The 17,086-nt window shown below is 58.7% G+C and carries 13 protein-coding genes; all 13 read right to left on the minus strand.

The window, feature by feature from the left end; genetic code table 11:
• Positions 1 to 90 precede the first annotated feature (90 nt).
• A complete protein-coding gene (locus Q0248_RS06030) occupies positions 91 to 666 on the minus strand; it encodes a superoxide dismutase (protein ID WP_299320731.1) in 576 nt (191 codons plus the stop codon).
• A gap of 90 nt (positions 667 to 756) precedes the next feature.
• The gene (locus Q0248_RS06035) at positions 757 to 1,209 is read right to left on the minus strand and encodes a CYTH domain-containing protein (protein ID WP_299320733.1); all 453 of its coding nucleotides are present in this window, start codon (positions 1,207 to 1,209) and stop codon (positions 757 to 759) included.
• A gap of 8 nt (positions 1,210 to 1,217) precedes the next feature.
• Positions 1,218 to 2,342 (minus strand): DUF2027 domain-containing protein, encoded by a 1,125-nt coding sequence (locus Q0248_RS06040; RefSeq protein ID WP_299320734.1) that lies wholly within the window; start codon positions 2,340 to 2,342, stop codon positions 1,218 to 1,220.
• Positions 2,343 to 2,357: 15 nt separating this feature from the next.
• Positions 2,358 to 3,359, minus strand: a complete 1,002-nt coding sequence (locus Q0248_RS06045; protein WP_299320736.1) for a hypothetical protein — start codon at positions 3,357 to 3,359, stop codon at positions 2,358 to 2,360.
• A 91-nt stretch (positions 3,360 to 3,450) separates the two neighbouring features.
• Positions 3,451 to 4,740 carry a phosphoribosylamine--glycine ligase gene (purD, locus tag Q0248_RS06050; RefSeq protein WP_299320737.1) on the minus strand — a complete coding sequence of 430 codons (1,290 nt, stop codon included), beginning with the start codon at positions 4,738 to 4,740 and terminating at the stop codon, positions 3,451 to 3,453.
• A gap of 30 nt (positions 4,741 to 4,770) precedes the next feature.
• Entirely contained in the window at positions 4,771 to 6,906 is a 2,136-nt protein-coding gene (locus Q0248_RS06055; RefSeq protein WP_299320739.1) for a DPP IV N-terminal domain-containing protein, read from the minus strand.
• Between the two features lie 97 nt (positions 6,907 to 7,003).
• Positions 7,004 to 7,444: a 6-carboxytetrahydropterin synthase gene (locus Q0248_RS06060; protein ID WP_299320740.1), complete on the minus strand. Its 441-nt coding sequence runs from the start codon at positions 7,442 to 7,444 to the stop codon at positions 7,004 to 7,006.
• Between the two features lie 516 nt (positions 7,445 to 7,960).
• Positions 7,961 to 9,130: an OmpA family protein gene (locus Q0248_RS06065; protein ID WP_299320742.1), complete on the minus strand. Its 1,170-nt coding sequence runs from the start codon at positions 9,128 to 9,130 to the stop codon at positions 7,961 to 7,963.
• A 29-nt stretch (positions 9,131 to 9,159) separates the two neighbouring features.
• Complete coding sequence (locus Q0248_RS06070; RefSeq protein WP_299320744.1) at positions 9,160 to 10,296, minus strand: OmpA family protein; 1,137 nt, start codon at positions 10,294 to 10,296, stop codon at positions 9,160 to 9,162.
• A gap of 561 nt (positions 10,297 to 10,857) precedes the next feature.
• A complete protein-coding gene (locus Q0248_RS06075) occupies positions 10,858 to 12,006 on the minus strand; it encodes a Gfo/Idh/MocA family oxidoreductase (protein WP_299320746.1) in 1,149 nt (382 codons plus the stop codon).
• A gap of 39 nt (positions 12,007 to 12,045) precedes the next feature.
• A complete protein-coding gene (locus tag Q0248_RS06080; protein ID WP_299320747.1) occupies positions 12,046 to 13,872 on the minus strand; it encodes a GH32 C-terminal domain-containing protein in 1,827 nt (608 codons plus the stop codon).
• 81 nt (positions 13,873 to 13,953) lie between these two features.
• The gene (locus tag Q0248_RS06085; RefSeq protein WP_299320749.1) at positions 13,954 to 14,916 is read right to left on the minus strand and encodes an NAD(P)-dependent oxidoreductase; all 963 of its coding nucleotides are present in this window, start codon (positions 14,914 to 14,916) and stop codon (positions 13,954 to 13,956) included.
• 156 nt (positions 14,917 to 15,072) lie between these two features.
• The gene (locus tag Q0248_RS06090; protein ID WP_299320750.1) at positions 15,073 to 16,548 is read right to left on the minus strand and encodes a tetratricopeptide repeat protein; all 1,476 of its coding nucleotides are present in this window, start codon (positions 16,546 to 16,548) and stop codon (positions 15,073 to 15,075) included.
• Between the last annotated feature and the right edge of the window lie 538 nt (positions 16,549 to 17,086).

Here is a 17,086-nt window from a genome sequence, read left to right on the forward strand (position 1 = left end):
GAGGCCTCCGCTAGCTCAATAAAGAGGGCGCCCCACAGCTTACACTTAGCTGTGGGGCGCCCTTTTCCTTTGCCTTATGCGGCGGGAGGACTAGTAGCGGCTAGCGACGACAGACCAGTCGACGATCGCCCAGATGTCCTTGATGTGGTCTGCGCGGCGGTTCTGGTAGCTGAGGTAGTAGGCGTGCTCCCATACGTCGACACCGAAGAGGGGACGCAGGCCATGGACTACGGGGTTGCTGCCATTGGCTTCCTTCGTCAGGACGAGCTCACCGTCTTCCTTTGCCGAGAGCCACACCCAGCCCGAGCCGAAGAGCGTCGTGGCGGCGTTGAGGAACTCCTGCTGGAAGGCCTCGAAGCTGCCCCACTTAGCCTCAATAGCTGCGAGGAGCTTGCCCGTAGGTGCACCACCAGCATTGGGGGCGAACTGGGTGAAGTAGAGGTTATGGTTGAGCGTCTGCCCAGCGTTGTTGAAGGTAGGGCCTTCGCTCTTGCGGACGATCTCCTCGAGGGAGGCGTCAGCGAACTCCGTGCCCTCGATGAGGCTATTGAGCGTATTGACGTAGCCTGCTAGGTGCTTGCCGTGGTGGAAAGCAATGGTCTCGGCACTGATGGCGGGCTCCAGAGCGTCAGCGGCATAGGGGAGCTGGATAAGTTCGAACTTCATCTGTGTAACTGTGATGTGATGATATGGATATAATGACTTCTGACGTTCCCCTAGCTATGGGGCTACGCTCTATTAACGCGCTGGGAGTGCTTATTGTTCAGCGGCTAAGCGGCTGTTGTAGTACCGTGGGTCGCCTGTGACCTCCTGCCCGACCCACTCGGGGAGCTCGACGAGCTCATCGGCAGAGGCTACCTCGAGCTCGGCGATCATCAGTCCCTCATGGCGTCCCGAGAAGACATCGACCTCCCAGTTCTTCCCCTTGTAGGGGACGATGTAGCGGGTCTTGGTCAGGCGACGGCGGCCGCAGAGCTCCAGGAGCTCCAGCGCCTCCGCCAGCGGGATCTCGTACTCGTACTCGGCACGCTGCAGACCGCGAGGATCGGTAGGCCCTTTGATGGTGAGGAAGCCACGATCGCCCCAGCGACGTACACGTACGGTGGGCTTGCCGGGGGAGAGGTAGCCCTGGTCTATCTTGATCGCTTCGGTAGCCTCACGGAGGAAGGCGTCCGAGCGCAGCAGGTATTTGTGCTCGATCTCTAGCATAATCGTTCTTAGCCTATAGTGACCTGGGTCGCCCCATAGCCGTACTCACGGAAGGAAGCATCCTGATGGCGGCAGCCGCGGTAGCGCAAACGCAGGGCCGACTCGATGGAGCGGCGCAGCACGCCGTCCCCCTTGCCGTGGATGAAGATCAGCCGACGCCCCTTGTGCGCCAGGTGCTGCTGCATCACGCGGTCGAAGTAGGCGATCTGGTACTCGTGGATATCGGCACTGGACATCCCGGCAGTGGTCTCCAGCAGTTCGCTGGCGTGTAGGTCGATGACGATGGGCTCGTCGGGTGCAGGCGCCGCGGCGGCAGGCTTAGCCTTCCGCTGGGCACGTCCCTGCTGCGGGAAGGCCGTACGCAGGGCCTCCTCCAGCTGCCGGGGTGCGAGCTCGGGCTGCACCTCGGGCCTAGCCCCCGAAACGAGGGGGATAACGAGCGCGTCGTCCTCGAAGAACTTATTCTCCTTGAAGCTATGCAGCTTGAAGAAGCGCGTCGCATCCAGCCTATGGCGTACCAGGAGCGGCGCCTGCAGCGGGAAGCGCCCGCGCTCGGCAAAGGGCGTGAACTGGAAGGCCAGCTGCTCCAGCTCGTTGAGATCCGATGGGGCTAGCTCCTCGAGGAAGTAGTCCCCACCAGCGGCAATCATGCCCGAGCTACGCAGGCTATAGTCCGCGCCCTCGGCACTGAGGTAGGTGAAGAAGAGCGTGTAGTCGCTCTCGTTGACCAGATAGGCCTCATAGCTGGTACGCCCCAGAGCGGTGCGTTCGAGGGGGAGGAAGGCCAGATATACATTGAGCTCGGGCGAGATGGTGCGCTTGGTCGTATCCCCCAGGCGCTGCGGCTGGCTGTAGCCTGTGCGCTCAGGACGCTCGGGGCTAGCTGCGGGGCGCTCGGCGGCCTTCTTCGGCTGGAGTTTGCCCTGGATGAGCTTCGGTGGACGCGGAGCGGGGACGAAGCTGTCTTCCCCGGTGACGACGACGCACTCCTTGAGCGGCGTCGGGATCTCGAAGCCATCTTCGTCCTCGACCCAAGCGGTATCGAAGGTGATACGCGCTACGCGCCCTCCACCCACGGCATTGAGGAAGCGCACCTCATCACCGATGCGCACGTTATTGGGATTGTGATTCATCCTTGATACAAGTTATTAGAGAGACAGGAGGGAGGTAATACGCTCCCAGCCTAGGCGCTGCAGCAGCATTACCCCCAGGACGCTCAGCAAGATAAGTACGCGCAGGATACGTGCTGTGCGTCGCGAGCACGAGCCCAGACCCCGTGCCAAGGTCATAGCCAGAGGCACCAGGGCCAGGGGGAGCAGCACAGGCAGGCTGCGAGGGAAGGCGAGGGAGAGCAGGATGAAGATCCAGCCGTCATGCTGCAGCGAGAGGATCATATCGCGATGCCGTACACTCTCCCGATAGTAGCGCCCTCGGTAGCCGCCCCAGGCTAGGAGTAGGAGCAGTCCCAGCAGCGCAAGATAAGGGATCTGGCTAGGCAGCAGCTGCACCATCCCTAGGGGCAGGAAGCTCTGCACTTGGCGCTCGATGTAGCCTAGCCAAGCCGTGAGCTCCTCAGGGCTCAGAACGAGGAGCAGCGCCCCCACCAGCCAGGGCGTGAGGAGGTAGCCAAAGAGCATCGCCAGAAGCCCACGCAGCGAGAAGGAGCGCAGCGTGTAGAAGGAAAGCAGGAGTACCAGGAGCAGGCTCGCATAGTCCAGCCGCAGCAGCGTGAGCCCACCGAGGAGGCAACCGCTGTAGAAGGTATTCTGCGTGCGCTGAGGATCCTGATAGGCGTCGAAGCTGAGGTAGCGTAGCAGGAGGTAGAGGTCGAGCACCAGCGCCGCCGTGAGGCTAAGACCAGGGAAGGCCAGCGCCCAAGCCCAGAGAAGCAGACACGCCAGACGTCGCTCGACCTTGCTCAGCAGCAGGAAGCTCTCCCCCAAGATCCACAGCAGCACGCAGGCCACCAAGATCGGCAAGAGCAGCACGAGGCGCACACTCCCCTCCCCGAGCTGGGGCAGCGGCACCGAAGCCGTGTCTACTACAGGCTGTGCATAGGGCAGCCCTAAGTAAAGCAAGAGGAAGAGCCCGCCATAGAGCAGGACTTCGCTCCAGCCGAGCGCTAGCATCCGCGCTGAGGTCTTCATCATAGGATCATCGGGAGAGTAGTAATAGGCCGAAGTCTATGAGCGCCCCTCCTCGGAAGAGCTGCACTCATAGACTTCGGCACGAAGCATAGGGCTACTGTAGGGCTAGTAGGTCCTGACCTATATCGCGGCGTAGGGTCTTGCCCTCGTAGTTGACCTGATCGGCGAGGCGGTAGCAGGCGGCGAGTGCCTCCTCGAGCGTCGACCCGAGGCAGCTAGCCGTCAGCACGCGTCCACCCGAGCTCACCAGATGGCCCGAGCTATCGCGCGAGGTACCTGCATGGAAGAGGGCGGAGTCGAAGGTCGGCTCGTGTGGATAGCTGATACGCATACCCTTAGGATAGGCCTCGGGGTAGCCTGGAGCCACCATGACGACCGTAGCAGCATACTTTGCAGACTCCTCGAGGCGGTAGTCCCCGAGCTCCCCGCGTGCCATACGCTCCAGCAGGTCGACGAAGTCCGAATCAATGCGTAGCATCACGGACTCCGTCTCGGGATCGCCCATGCGGCAGTTGTACTCGATGACGTAGGGCTCTCCACCGACATTCATCAGACCGATGAAGATGAAGCCGCGGTAATCAATGCCCTCGGCCTGCAGGCCTGCTATCGTGGGACGGATGACCCGCTCCTCGACGCGCTGCATGAAGGCAGCATCGGCAAAGGCCACGGGGGAGACAGAGCCCATACCGCCCGTATTGGGCCCGGTATCGCCCTCCCCAATACGCTTATAGTCCTTGGCTACGGGGAGCAGACGCCAGTCCTTACCGTCCGTCGCGACGAAGACCGAGCATTCGATCCCCGTCAGATACTCCTCGATCACCACGCGCGAGCTGGCCTCGCCGAAGCGTCCCGAGAGGAGCATCTGCAGCTCACGCTGTGCCTCCTCGAGGCTGGAGCTGATGATGACGCCCTTACCTGCCGCTAGGCCGTTGGCCTTGAGTACGTAGGGAGGCTGGAGCGAGCGGAGGTAGTCTATCGCTGCGGCATAGCTCCCGCTATCGAAGCTGCGGTAGGCTGCCGTAGGGATCCCGTGGCGCTCCATGAAGGCCTTACTGAACTCCTTGCTTCCCTCGAGACGCGCCCCTGCAGCGTCAGGCCCCACGATGAGCAGCTGCTCCAGCTGCGGCTGTCGGTGTAGGAAGTCCACGATGCCCCCGACGAGTGGCACCTCGGGGCCGACCACTACGAGGTCGATCTTGTACTGACGCACCAGGGCGGCGATGGCTTCGAAGTCCTGGACGCTGACCTCCGGGAAGCAGCGGCCATAGTTGGCCATCCCAGGGTTGCCCGGTGCGATAAAGAGCTCAGTGAGGCGTGGGCTGCGAGCGATACGCCAGGCGAGGGCATGCTCACGACCACCAGATCCTAATAGAAGTATATTCATATGATGTAGCTAGGTCTACGGGAAGCGGGGCTATAGATGATCACGGAAATAGCGGGTGATGGTCTCATTGAGGTGCACACGATCCCGCCCACGCACGTTGTGCTCATGCTCGGGGTAGATCATGTAGTCAGGGTAGGTACCTGCCTTGACACAGGCCTCGACGAAGAGCTGCGTGTGCTGCCATACCACGACGGGGTCGATGGTACCATGGATCAGCAAGAGGCGTCCCTTGAGGGTGCCAGCACGCAGGGCGAGGTTGGCTGCCTTGTAGCCCTCGGGGTTCTCCTGCGGGCTATCCATATAGCGCTCGCCATACATCACCTCGTAGCGGCTCCAGTCGATGACGGCTCCGCCAGCGACACCGACCTTGAAGGTCTCGGGGTGCGTCAGCATGAGGTTCGTCGTCATGAAGCCCCCATAGCTCCAGCCGTAGACACCGAGGCGGTCAGCATCCACCCAGGGCTGGCTCTTGAGGAACTCCACCCCCTTCATCTGGTCGGCCATCTCGTTGAAGCCGAGCTGGCGATGTATGACCTGCTCGAAGTCTGCGCCACGAGCTGCTGAGCCGCGGCCATCCACAGTGAAGACCACGTAGCCGAGCGTCGCCATGTAGAGGTCCCAGCCTGCGCTGCCCGCATGCCAGCGGTTCTGCACCAGCTGCGCGTGCGGTCCATTATATACGTAGACGATGGTGGGATACTTCTTCTTCGGGTTGAAGCCGAGAGGCTTGATGAGCTTGTAGTACAGGGGCGTCTTGCCGTCAGCTGCCGTGATCATCCCCATGGTGATCTCGGGCATCTGGTAGTCGGCCTCGGGATCCACCGAGGTCTTGAGCTGCTTGACCACCTTACCCGTCTTCACCGAGACAATACGCCACTGGCGCATATCCTTGAGTGACTCGAAGGTATCGATGAGGTAGTCGCCATCGGGCGAGAGCTGCGCCTGATGCCAGCCGAGCTCTATGGTCAGGAGCGTCTGCCGCTGGCCGTCGAGGCCGATGCGATAGACATTGCGGTTCGTCGGACTCTGCTGCGTCGAGCTATAGACAAGGGTCTGCCCCTCGTCGGCAAAGCCGAGGAAGTCCACGACCTCCCATGGGCCCTGTGTGATCTGCCCGAGGAGCTTACCCTCCGTCGTATAGCGGTAGAGGTGCATATAGCCATCACGTCGGCTCTGCCAGATGAACTCCTTAGGACGCCCAGGGACAAAGCGCATGGGATACTGAGGCTCTATGTACTTGGCATTCTCCTCGACGAAGAGGGTACGCAGCGCCTCGCCCGAGCTAGGCGAATAGGCCTTGAGCTCCATGCGCGTCTGCTCACGGTTGAGCTCCGCAATGTAGATCTCCTTGCTATCGGGCGCCCAAGAGATGTTGGTGAGGTACTTATCTCGTGGCATCCCCGTCTTCATGTAGCTCAGCTTACCCGTCTTGAGCTCGTAGACGCCTAGGGTCACTTCGTGGCTTGGCATACCAGCCATAGGATAATAGAGGTCCTGACGGGTCGCCTTACGCGTATTGATATGGACGAGCGGATAGGGCGCGACCATCTGCTGATCCATACGGTAGAAGGCGAGGTACTCGCCGTCGGGACTCCAAAAGAGTCCGCCACTAATCCCGAACTCATTCTGATGTACCGTCTGTCCGTAGACGATGGTAGCACTGCCGTCGGTGGTGAGCTGCTTGAGCTGTCCGTCCTCGGCGAGGTAGACGTTATTACCCTTGACGACCGCTGCACGCTTGGCCGTTGGATCGAGGAGGAAAGCCTGCTCCTCTTTAGTATCCTGATCAAAGGTCGAGACGAGCTGACGACGCTTTAGGTCTAGGACGTAGTGCTTCTTAGCGTAGGTCAGCTGAAGCAGCCCCTTATCCTTACCGACCAACTGGAAGGGCAGGAAGTACTTAGCGGGGTGCGCCTTAGCATCCTCGCCAAGTAGGCTAAGGAGTTCGCTCTGGCTCATCAAGAGCTCAGGCGCCTTAGTCCCCCCTGCTTCGGCATGCATGAGCCCCTCGGAGTCAATGTAGATATAGTCCTTGCCGAACCACTGAAGCGCATGAATAGTCTCGGGACGCAGCTGGTTGGGGCTACCAGAGGTAAGCTCAGCGAGTGTGGGGACCTTGCGCTGCGCCTGTGCGTGCAGCGGAGTGGAGGCGATAAGCACAGCCATGGAGAGAAGCGGTACTAGCGATCGAATATTCATCGGGTAATAGCTCTAGTGTGGTGTGTATGTAGTTTGATCTAGGTCAAAGGGAGGAGGAACTAGGCTAGCGTGTGGGGGCGGAAGGGGGCTGTACATAGGTCGCGGAGCACTTGCGCGTCTCATCGACACGGCAGCTCACGAGCTCGATCCCCGTCCCCGCGAGTTGCTGCGGGCCGACGACGCGCACGAGGTACTCGGCGATCTGCTCGGCAGTGGGATTGAAGGGGACGACGCATATATCCTCAGGGACGAGGCGCTGCAGCTCGGGCAGCAGTGGATCCTCAGCCCAGAGGAGCGTACGGTGATCCCAGTACTGCTCTAGCCACTGACAGAGCCGGCTATTGATCTCGGAGAAGTCGATGACACGCCCTAGGCTGTCCAGCTCGGAGGATGCGCAGACGAAGTGTATGCGATAGTTATGCCCATGCAGGTGCTTACACTTGGACTCATGCCCTACGACACGATGCCCCATACAGATGTCATGATAGCGCTCGGCTGTGATCATTCCTAATAGCTCTTTTCGTTCTTCTTACTAGCGTACTACACAAAGATACGGCGAATTCCCATAAAGACACAGCGCCACAAGACCTTGCCCTTAGCGCTACCCTATCCATTAGATCGAGCATAGCGACAGGATCAGTTAGCCTCTTCCTAGAATAAGCATGCCAGTGAGCAAGACGGCATACCTCCGCCCCTCCCTTCCAGCGCGAGAAACAACTGGCCGAAGCAAGACGACCGCCTCTAGCTAGGCTCGTGAGGGATATCCCTCAGCCAGCTGACTGATAAGCCTCACACCCGCGACCGACGCCCCTCAGAGCGCGGACTGATATCCCTCAGGGAAGCTCTCCCTTGACCTTAGGCTCCACCTAGGGTATCATCGCTTAACGCAGCCTACTGTCGAGACGAGCACTAAGGCGAGCATTACACAGCCGCTCCAAGCTTGGCTACTAAACGCAGATCGGGGACACCCAGATAACTGGATGTCCCCGATCTTATTCTTGACCTTTCGGTGCGATGCTACTTATTCAGCGCTCATCAGCACGACGCGGTTCCATACGTTCTCAGCGTAAGGCTGTACCGTGTCACCCTTCCAGTCAATCTTCAGGCGATCGCGAGAGATGCCATACTTCTTGACGAGGATATCAGCGACAGCTTCAGCACGACGCTTGGAGAGCTTGTAGTTGTAGTCAGGCGTACCGGTCTTGCGGTCAGCGAAGCCTACGAGCGTGATGGTCTCCGTGTTGTTCTTAGCGTACTCAGCGATATTGTAGACGTTGACCATCTGGTTGCGGTCTACGACGGCGCTGTTGAGGCGGAAGTAGATCACGTTACCGACGACCTTAGCAGCTGCAGCGGGAGCAGGCACGATGTCTGGGCAGCTTTCAGGGCGCTTAGCCAGCTCGGCGTTCTCTGCACGCAGCTTGTTGATCTGACCATTGAGGTCGCTGATCAGAGCAGGGTCGTTAGGCGTAATCGGATCGAACTCCTTCTTACCCAGGTGGAAGGTGAGCGAAGCACCAGCCTGAGCGTAGTAGTCAGAGTGGTTGTTAGGCACCGCCTGAGCCCCTGGGAGACGGAAGTTAGCACCCGATACCTGACCTTCGATATTGAAGTCTACGACGCGGCTGAGACGGAACTTCAGCTGAGCACCACCGAGGAGGACGGGACGGAAGGTATTGTTCTTATACTCTACACCACGAGCTGTGATCGTCGTGTTGTAGCCGAAACCAATCCCTACGAAGGGGATCAGGTGGAAGACACGGTTCTCACGGTAAGGCGTGAAGTAGTTGACAACATCCAGCATGAAGTCAGCATGAGCCCAGCCGTAGGTAGCCTTGTGACGGAGGTAGCCGTTATGAGTTGCAGCTACGCGACCGAAAGGACCGTAAGGCTTGGAGAAGTCATAGAGCTGACCGCCCTGGAGCTGCACACGCATCCCGAAGGAAGGCGTCATCCAGCGACCTACTGCGATATTGGGGTTCACGAGGCTGATGCGATCGGAGAAGGAAGCGTGCTTGTTCTCACCTGCGAGGTTGATGACAGCAGCATCCCCTACTTCGATGAACCAGTGAGCCGTGGCCTTATCCTTAGCGAAAACCGTGCGCGAGCTACGGCTCTGTACTTCCTGAGCCTGAAGGCTACCAGCAGCCACGAGGCTTGCTAGTGCAAGCGTAATAACTTTCGTATTCATTGCTATTCTTTGTGTCGTGTTACTGTGAGTTACTTAGAGCGGATGACGACGACACGATTCCAGCCGAGCTCTGCTGCGCTGTAAGGTGCTTCACCAGCTTCCTTCCACTCAACCGTGATCTTATCAGAGGATACACCGTACTTGTCGGTCAGCAGCTGAGCGACGGCACGAGCACGCTTTTCAGCGAGACCCTTGAAGCGGCTTTCGTTCTTAGCTACATAGCCCGTCACGACGATCTCACCGTCGTTCTTAGCGAACTCAGAGGCATCGAAGACCGTGATCAGCTGATCCTTGGAGACAACAGCCTTACCCTGCTCGAAGAGGATGGACTTATCCGCAACGAAGCGGTCAGCTGCAGGAGCTGCAGGCTGAGCCAGCTCGAGGTCGGGGCAGCTTTCAGGACGCTTAGCCAGCTCTGCATTCTCAGCACGGAGCTTGGAGATCTGCCCCTGAAGACCGTCGATATAGTTCTGATCCAGTGGCTCAACAGGGGTGAAGCCCTGACGACCGACGTGGAAGGTAAGACCAGCCAGAGCCGTCAGACGACGCGAGTTGTAGAGCTGATCAGCGGGATAGTTGGAGCGAAGCGCGAGGTTGTTGTAGGTAGCTTCACCTTCGAGGAAGATATCTACACGCTTAGCCACGTGGAAAGCGAGCTGGATACCAGCGTTCCCAGTCAGCGCATGTACGTTAGGCATACCCTTGACGCTGTTGTGGAACTTGTACTCATACCCAAGACCAACGTAAGGGATCAGGTGGAAGAGACGATCCTCACGGTAGCTGGAGAAGTAGTTAACGACGTCGAACATGAAGTCGTAGTGACCACCTACATAGTAGTTATCATTACGATAGTTACCTGGCGAGGTATGGAAGGTGTAGGTCTCACCCCCAACCAGCTTCAGACGGTTGGCATAGTAAGGCGTATGCCACTTACCTAGCGAAAGAGCAGCTGCGAAGGAAAGACGATCCTTGTAGGGCACAGGTGCATTCTGCCTCGTGAACATAGCTGCTGCGCCCCCTGCGAGAGAGACGAAGTAGTTAGTCCCAGGCTTGTGAGTGAATGCTACCTTGTGTGCAGGTGCATCCGTCGACGTGTGCTGCGTCTGAGCATTAGCAGAGAGGCCTACGAGACCCACTAATACAAGCAGCGAAGACTTGAGATTCATAATACTGTATTCTTATAAGCTGATTATCTTGACTCTTTATTTTCGGCAAAGATAGCATTTTTCTTCACATTCGACCATATCCGGCGAGCAAATCCGTTGACACTTTGCTCATCCCAGCGTCCACTCATATCCTCTAGCCTCGCCCCAAAGTTAAGCACAAGTAATCAAATACTAAGCATTTACACTAGACCAGCAAGGGCCAAGCAGGAACATGCTTCAATAGTAACGCATTCAACCTCCTTGAGGCGACGCAGGCTCAGATTAGGCAAAAAGCCAAGCCCTAGAGGCAATAAACAGCGGCATCCTAAGCCCGCCAAATAGCACGAGCAAAGCGAGATCACGCTGACTGATATCCATGAGCTTGCTGACTGACGGCTCTCAGCGCCGTAACCGATATCCCTCAGCCCGCCGACTGATAAGGGTAAGGCAGAGCAAAGATATTCATAAATAGAATACGGACATAACGAGGCGCTTCGCCCCCCTTTACATGGGCCGAAGCGACAAGGAATACCACCGCGCAGCTCTTCTCTGCTAGAGCATAGAGGGCGCAAGAAGGGGAAGCTAAAGGAAAGAGGGCAGAGAAAGCGGGCGCTGCTCCTGCTCGGAGTGGGCGCTAAGCTCGATGACCGCACTCCAAAGCGCAGCATCGTATACACTAATATCTAGGGGGAGTCCCTCGCGCAGGCAATGAATGAGCCGAGCATCCATCGTATAGTTCATCACGTTGGGTACGCCCTTAGCATCCCCTTCGGCCACAAACGAAGTCAAGGGCGAGCGCGGCCGAGTTCGCAGCTCCTCAAGGAGCGCCTCCCCCATCAAGGCCTGCGCCCAGGCTCGCTGCTGCAGGATAGGCAGAGGATACTTGGACATATAGCCCTCCGTACCGACAAGGGACTGCAGGCGCGAATAGGGACGCGGGCTGTGCAGGTCTAGCTGCAAGAGCGCCGTGCGACCTCGCTCCGTCTGCAGCAGGATGGAGCTGTGGCGCTGCGTCAAGGGAAGTCCTGGAGTCGAGGCACAAGCATAGAGGCTCGTGAAGCGATCCCCTCTATAGATACCGAGGAGCTGCGCCATAGGCCCGAGGCCATGCGTGGGATAGGCGTTGCCCCCCGTAAAGGGATAGCGCTCCCCCATCCAGTGGTACAGCTGATGATCTCGGGGCAGCTCGGTAGGATCTTGCCCCTGGAGGTTGTGGATATAGGCGCCCTCGGCGTGCTTCAGTTCACCGAAGTCGCCCGCCTCAACTCGGGCGAGCATCTCCAGATGGAAGGGGTCGTAGCAGCAGTTCTCTAGAAGGAAGCAATGACGCTGCGTACGCTCTGCCGTATGGACAAGCCGCCAGCAGTCCGCCAGCGTGAGGGCTGCGGGCACCTCTAGGGCTACATGCCGCCCCTGCTCCATCGCTGCGCAGGCGAGCGCGGCATGCGAATACCAGTCCGTGCAGATCAGCACCAGGTCGACCTCATTCGAGGCCAGCGCCAGCTGACTATCCTGAGTAGCGAGGACTACCCGCTCCCGACCGCTTCGTTCGAGGATGAGCTGAGCCTCCTCTAGATGCTCCAGGCTATGATCCACCAGAGCTGTAAAGCGGACGCCATCTATATAGCGGTAGCGCTCTAGGGTCTTCTGCCCGCGACTACCGAGACCGATGAGGGCGATACGCACGCACTCTAGGGCTGGAGCACGGAGATGGAGGACAGACTGCGACATAGCGGACGGAGCGTGTGATGGGTATATCAGACTTAGGTGCTACTTACGAGGATAAAGCGTCGCCTCGAGGAGCTTCGTCTCCCCTCCCTCACTGAAGAGCTGGAGCGTACTGTAGGGAGCACGCGGGAAGACAAGATTGGTCATAGCGATGCGCCCATCATCGACGAAGAGCTCCGCAATGCTGCGATCGAGGAAGAGACGCAGCTCGTAGCTCGGCCCCGAGACGAGGCTAAGTGGCGCCCAGGTAGCGATGGCAAAGTCATTATGGTAGTTCAGCGTCTCGTCCTTACGCCAGTCGCCGCTCTCCCGCTCGTGGGACTTAGCCTTCAGACCGAAGTCCACCAGTCCGCTACGCGTGCGGTCCATGACGACACGGCCCCGCTCTAGGTCTAGGTAGACGGGAAGGCGATCTCCCTTGGCATTGCTTAGCACGAGGCCGCAGCGCTGCACACCCGGCTGGGGCGCCAGGCGAAGGATGAGCTCGTAGCGATCACCGAGCGAGGCGAGCTGGTCAGAGAGCAGGAGGCTGTCGCGCGTTGCGTCCGCCCGCTTGAGATCCCGAGCTAGGCCGCGACGCCCGAGCAGCTCGCGAGCAGGCCGAGCCCCGACGTAGCTGCGACCTCCCGACTCGAAGAGGAAGAGCTCTCGTGGGAAACCCATAGCCCCGCGCGTCGTGCGGAAGGGCGTCACATCGGCGTACTGCCAGTTGCTCACCCAGGGCAAGCCGAGTACCCGATCACGCAGCCCCGAGAAGGTAACGAAGGCATAATGGTCCTTGCCGAAGTCCAGCCAGCGTGTGACCTCGGGCGCGCTATCGGGGATGAAGCGCTCGCCGTCGAAGTCGCCCACGAAGTACTCCGTAGCACTGCCCCCGAAGGCTCCCCCAGGATTGATATTGACGATCATCACCCAGCGGCTGCACCCCGTGTTCGGGTCGCGTAGCTCGAAGAAGTCTGGGCACTCAAACTGATTGGGACGCGCCCCGTAGCCCTCCCCGAAGGCACTGACATAGGCCCAGTGCTTGAGGTCGGCCGAGCGGTAGAAGCGCATCTCCTTATCTGCCGAGACAATCATATACCAGCTGTGACGTGGGGCGTACCAGAAGACCTTGGGGTCGCGGAAGTCCTGCACGCCGTTAGCAGCCGTGAGGATAGGATTCCCCTCGTACTTCGTGTAGCTCTGCCCGCCATCGGTGCTGTAGGCGAGGCACTGCGCCTGCCACTGCTTCTCCCCGACGAACTGATGCGCCGTATAGAAGGCAAGGAGCGCTCCCTTGCCAAAGCCTGCCACCCCGAGCGTATCGCAGATAGCACTCCCCGAGAAGATATGCCCCAGCGTGTCGCGCCTGAGCGCTGGCTGATGCTCCTGCCAGTGGAGGAAGTCCGTGGTCGTGGCGTGCCCCCAGTGCATGTTGCCCCACTTGGCTCCGTAGGGGTTGTACTGATAGTAGAGGTGGTACTTGCCCTCATGGTAGATGAGGCCGTTGGGGTCGTTCATCCAGCCGTAGCGCGGAGCGAAGTGATCGGGTGCGCGGTAGGTGTCGCTAGGCGGCTCGGGCAGGCTGTCGCTGAGGCTCAGCCTTTGCCAGCAAAGGGCCTCCTTGCTTAGGCCCACGATCTCGACCTCGGCAGCTCGACCTGCTGGGAGCTCTAGGGGGACGTAGTAGTCCACCCGCGTCACCGCTAGGCGCACATCCATATAGGGCATCTTGAGGCTATCATCCCTAAGGCGCAGCAGTACCTCGGGCTGCTCCTCTTCGATGGGGAGCAAGAGGTAGCGCTTGGGCTGGGGAATACGGATCAGCGTGGTACTGTCGTCGGGGTGGCTCAGCGTAAAGCCCGAGCCAGACTGGGAGCAAGCGCTCATAAGGAATAGGCAGAGGAGCGAGAGAAGGGAAAGGAGCAGCTTCACGATCTAAGGGGGCTAGAGGTCAAGACAAGTCGAGGGTTAAAGGACCCGCGGAAGGTCAGAGCTTCCCGAGAGGAAGGCACGCACTGCCGCGAGCTGCTCCAGAGCCATCGCCCGGCGGGTACTCGTGGTCGCCGTCCCCGTATGGGGCGTCATAGCGACCTGCGGGAGCGCCGAGAGTGCCACAGAGGCGCAGTCCTGCTGCTCGAAGACGTCCAGCCCAGCCCCAGCGATACGCCCCTGAGTGAGCGCCTCGACGAGTGCAGCCTCATCGACGACCGCCCCGCGTGAGGTATTGATGAGGACGGCATCGGGACGCATCTTCGCCAGCGCCCGAGCATCTATGAGGTGATGCGTCTCGGCACTATAGGGCGTGTGCACACTCAGCACACGACAGCGGGCGAGCAGCTCGTCCATCGAGAGGTAGCTGATCCCCTCGTCCGCTTCCTCGGCCGCACTCAGGCGATGACGCTTATAGTAGTAGACCTTCATCCCAAAGGCTAGGGCTCGACGTGCGACAGCAGCACCGATATTGCCATAGCCTAGGATGCCGAGCGTCTCCCCCTCAAGGTCGAAGCCCAGATAATCCACGCGGCCTATTCGGGGCTTGACGCCAGGCGTGCGGCGTATGAGGCCGTCAAGCTCGACGACGCGGCGGGAGCAAGCCAGCAGCAGCGCAAAGGTGAGCTCAGCCGTAGCTGCGATCACAGCCCGTGGCGTATTGGTCACCGCGATGCTGCGGGCTCGTGCTGCGTCGAGGTCTATATTATCGTAGCCGACCCCATAGTTGGCGATGAGGCGAAGCCGTGGTGCCAGCGCCATCAGTTCGTCCCCGAAGGGACGCCCAAAGACCGTACAGACCACCTCGGCCTCAGGCAGGAGCTGACGGAGCTCCTCGTCGCTGAAGTCGCGGCCTCGAGGGGGGCGTATCACCCGATGGGTCTCCTCCAGCCCGTCTAGGCTATCTAGCGGCAGGTCGAAGCAGTAAAGTATGGTCGCCATAACACACTGGTGTGACTGATATTATTTTGCGGATAAAGGTAAGGATAATCCGCCAATCGGCCGAGCCTGAACACAGCACGACCAAGGCCATACCTCCCCTCCAGCACAGCACGAAGGGAAGCCAGCTACCACCCCTCATACGAGACACATCATTAGCTAGGGCTCACTAGCCAGGACATCGCTACAGTATACTTGTGCTATGCTACAGGCCTCTTCATGGGCCGCCTTGGCTTCCGCTCGCATATCCAGGTGCTTATAAACAACATGAAGATTCTGGAGGAGCATCGGCAGAGTAGGCATGTGCACTTCTGGATGCTTTGCTGCTAGCTCTCGGCAGATTTGTAGCGCCTCCTCAAGGAGAGCTTGAGCTTGCTTGAACTCACTGCTCTCGATGCATACGGCACCTAGATCGTTTAGCTCCATAGCTAGAGCTGGCAAGTAGTCCTTTGGATTCTTTGCTGCCAGCTCTCTGTATATACGTAGCCCTTCTTCGTAGCGAGCTTGAGTTTGCTTGAACTCCTTCGCATCACTGAGCAAGCAGCCTAAGTTGTTGAGTATAGTCACCACCTCAGGCTTATATACCTCAGGATGTTGCTCTGCCAGCTCTTGGTATATCTGTGGTGCCTCCTCGTAGCGAGTCTGGGCTTGCTTGAACTCCCTGGCATCGTCGAGCAAGAGACCTAAGTGGTTGAGAATAGCCGCCACATAGGGCTTATATACCTTGGGATTCTGCTCTGTCAGCTCTCGATAGATTTGCAGTGCCTCCTCCCAGAGAGCTTGGGATTGCTTGCACTCGCTGTCCTCCTCAGCTAAGAGAGCCATGTAATTGAGGATTACAGCTACATTTGACTTGTGTATTTCAGGTTTCTGCTCTGCCAGCTCTCGGTAGATTTGCAGTGCTTCTTCGCAGCAAGCTCGAGCTTGCTGGCCTTCATCGCACTCGACAAGCAGAGTTCCTAAATCATATAAGGTGAAGGCCAAGTCTTCTCGAAACCACTCCTTACCCGTACCGATTAACTCTCGGAGTTCCTCTATCGCCTTTTCATAGTGAATTCGGGCCTTATCGTAGTTCTTTGCACTCCTAAGAAAAGCAGCATAATCGAGGTACTCCTGCCGATCTGGATTCAAGGCCATCAGACGCTCGTAGAATCCACCGACCTCCTCTAAGGAGAACTGGAGTTGAGCCGCCCTGATCAGTGACCAGAGGAGCAACTTCTCTCGTTCCTGCACTTCCTCCTGGTACATTTCGTAGAAGGCTGTCAGGCTTAGCCAGTTATCCTCGACGAGCACATCCTTAGCAGCCTCAATAGGCTGTGCGATATAGCTAAATCCATCCTCCCTCCACATCTCAGCTTCTTGGCCTAGAGCGTCGGCGAACTCAAAGCGAAGTCGCACAATATCTTGAATCAGGCTCTTGGCTTCCTCCGAGGGGATGCGTCTTTTGCGTAGCAGCTCCTCGAGGGCTGCCTCCGTACACGCTTGCCCTTCGTCGAAGGGAAGCTCCTTGAGGAGCGCTTGGAGGTCCTGCGAAGTCATCTTGAGGCTTTCCTTCCGATCCATCCAGCCGTGGAATACCTTATCTAGCCTATAAATATCGCTGTAGGAGGGTTCAGTATCCTTATCTTCTACCATTGTTCTAAAGGGAGCTATTATATACTAATTACAAGGGTTCGATACCTCAAAGGTAATATCTTCCCCCTAATGAGGAGTGAGAGCATACATCTAGGACAAGTAGCTTCCCACCCCGCACTCCCGAGCCAACCGATAGGCCAAGCCAAAAGCGCAGGGCTGCTGGGCGCAGGACACGATCATGGGTAAAGGGAGCTGAGGGGTATCAGTCAGCTCACCGAGGGCCGTCAGTCAGGAGCGCGAGGGATAGCAGTCAGGAGGCTGAGGGATATCCCCCGCGAAGCTGGGAGGAGGCTATCGCCTCGTGCTGACTTCCTCGCACCCTTTGCTCGAAGGAATACGGGCAATCCTTGCAGCCGTCTATACTTGGGCGCCCCATCCGAGCGAGGACAGGCGCAGAGCAAAGCAAGGGATCCTGCGCTGTTATGGCCAAGACTTCCGCAAGAGCTTAGCCGCTTTCCTCCCAGCCTACATTATGCGGCACTACCAGAAGCTGCCGACTTAAGAAAGGCCTCGCCCCTCCAGCTGTACAGCTGGAGGG

It is taken from the genome of uncultured Porphyromonas sp. (genome assembly GCF_938046015.1).
Classification (GTDB): Bacteria; Bacteroidota; Bacteroidia; order Bacteroidales; family Porphyromonadaceae; genus Porphyromonas.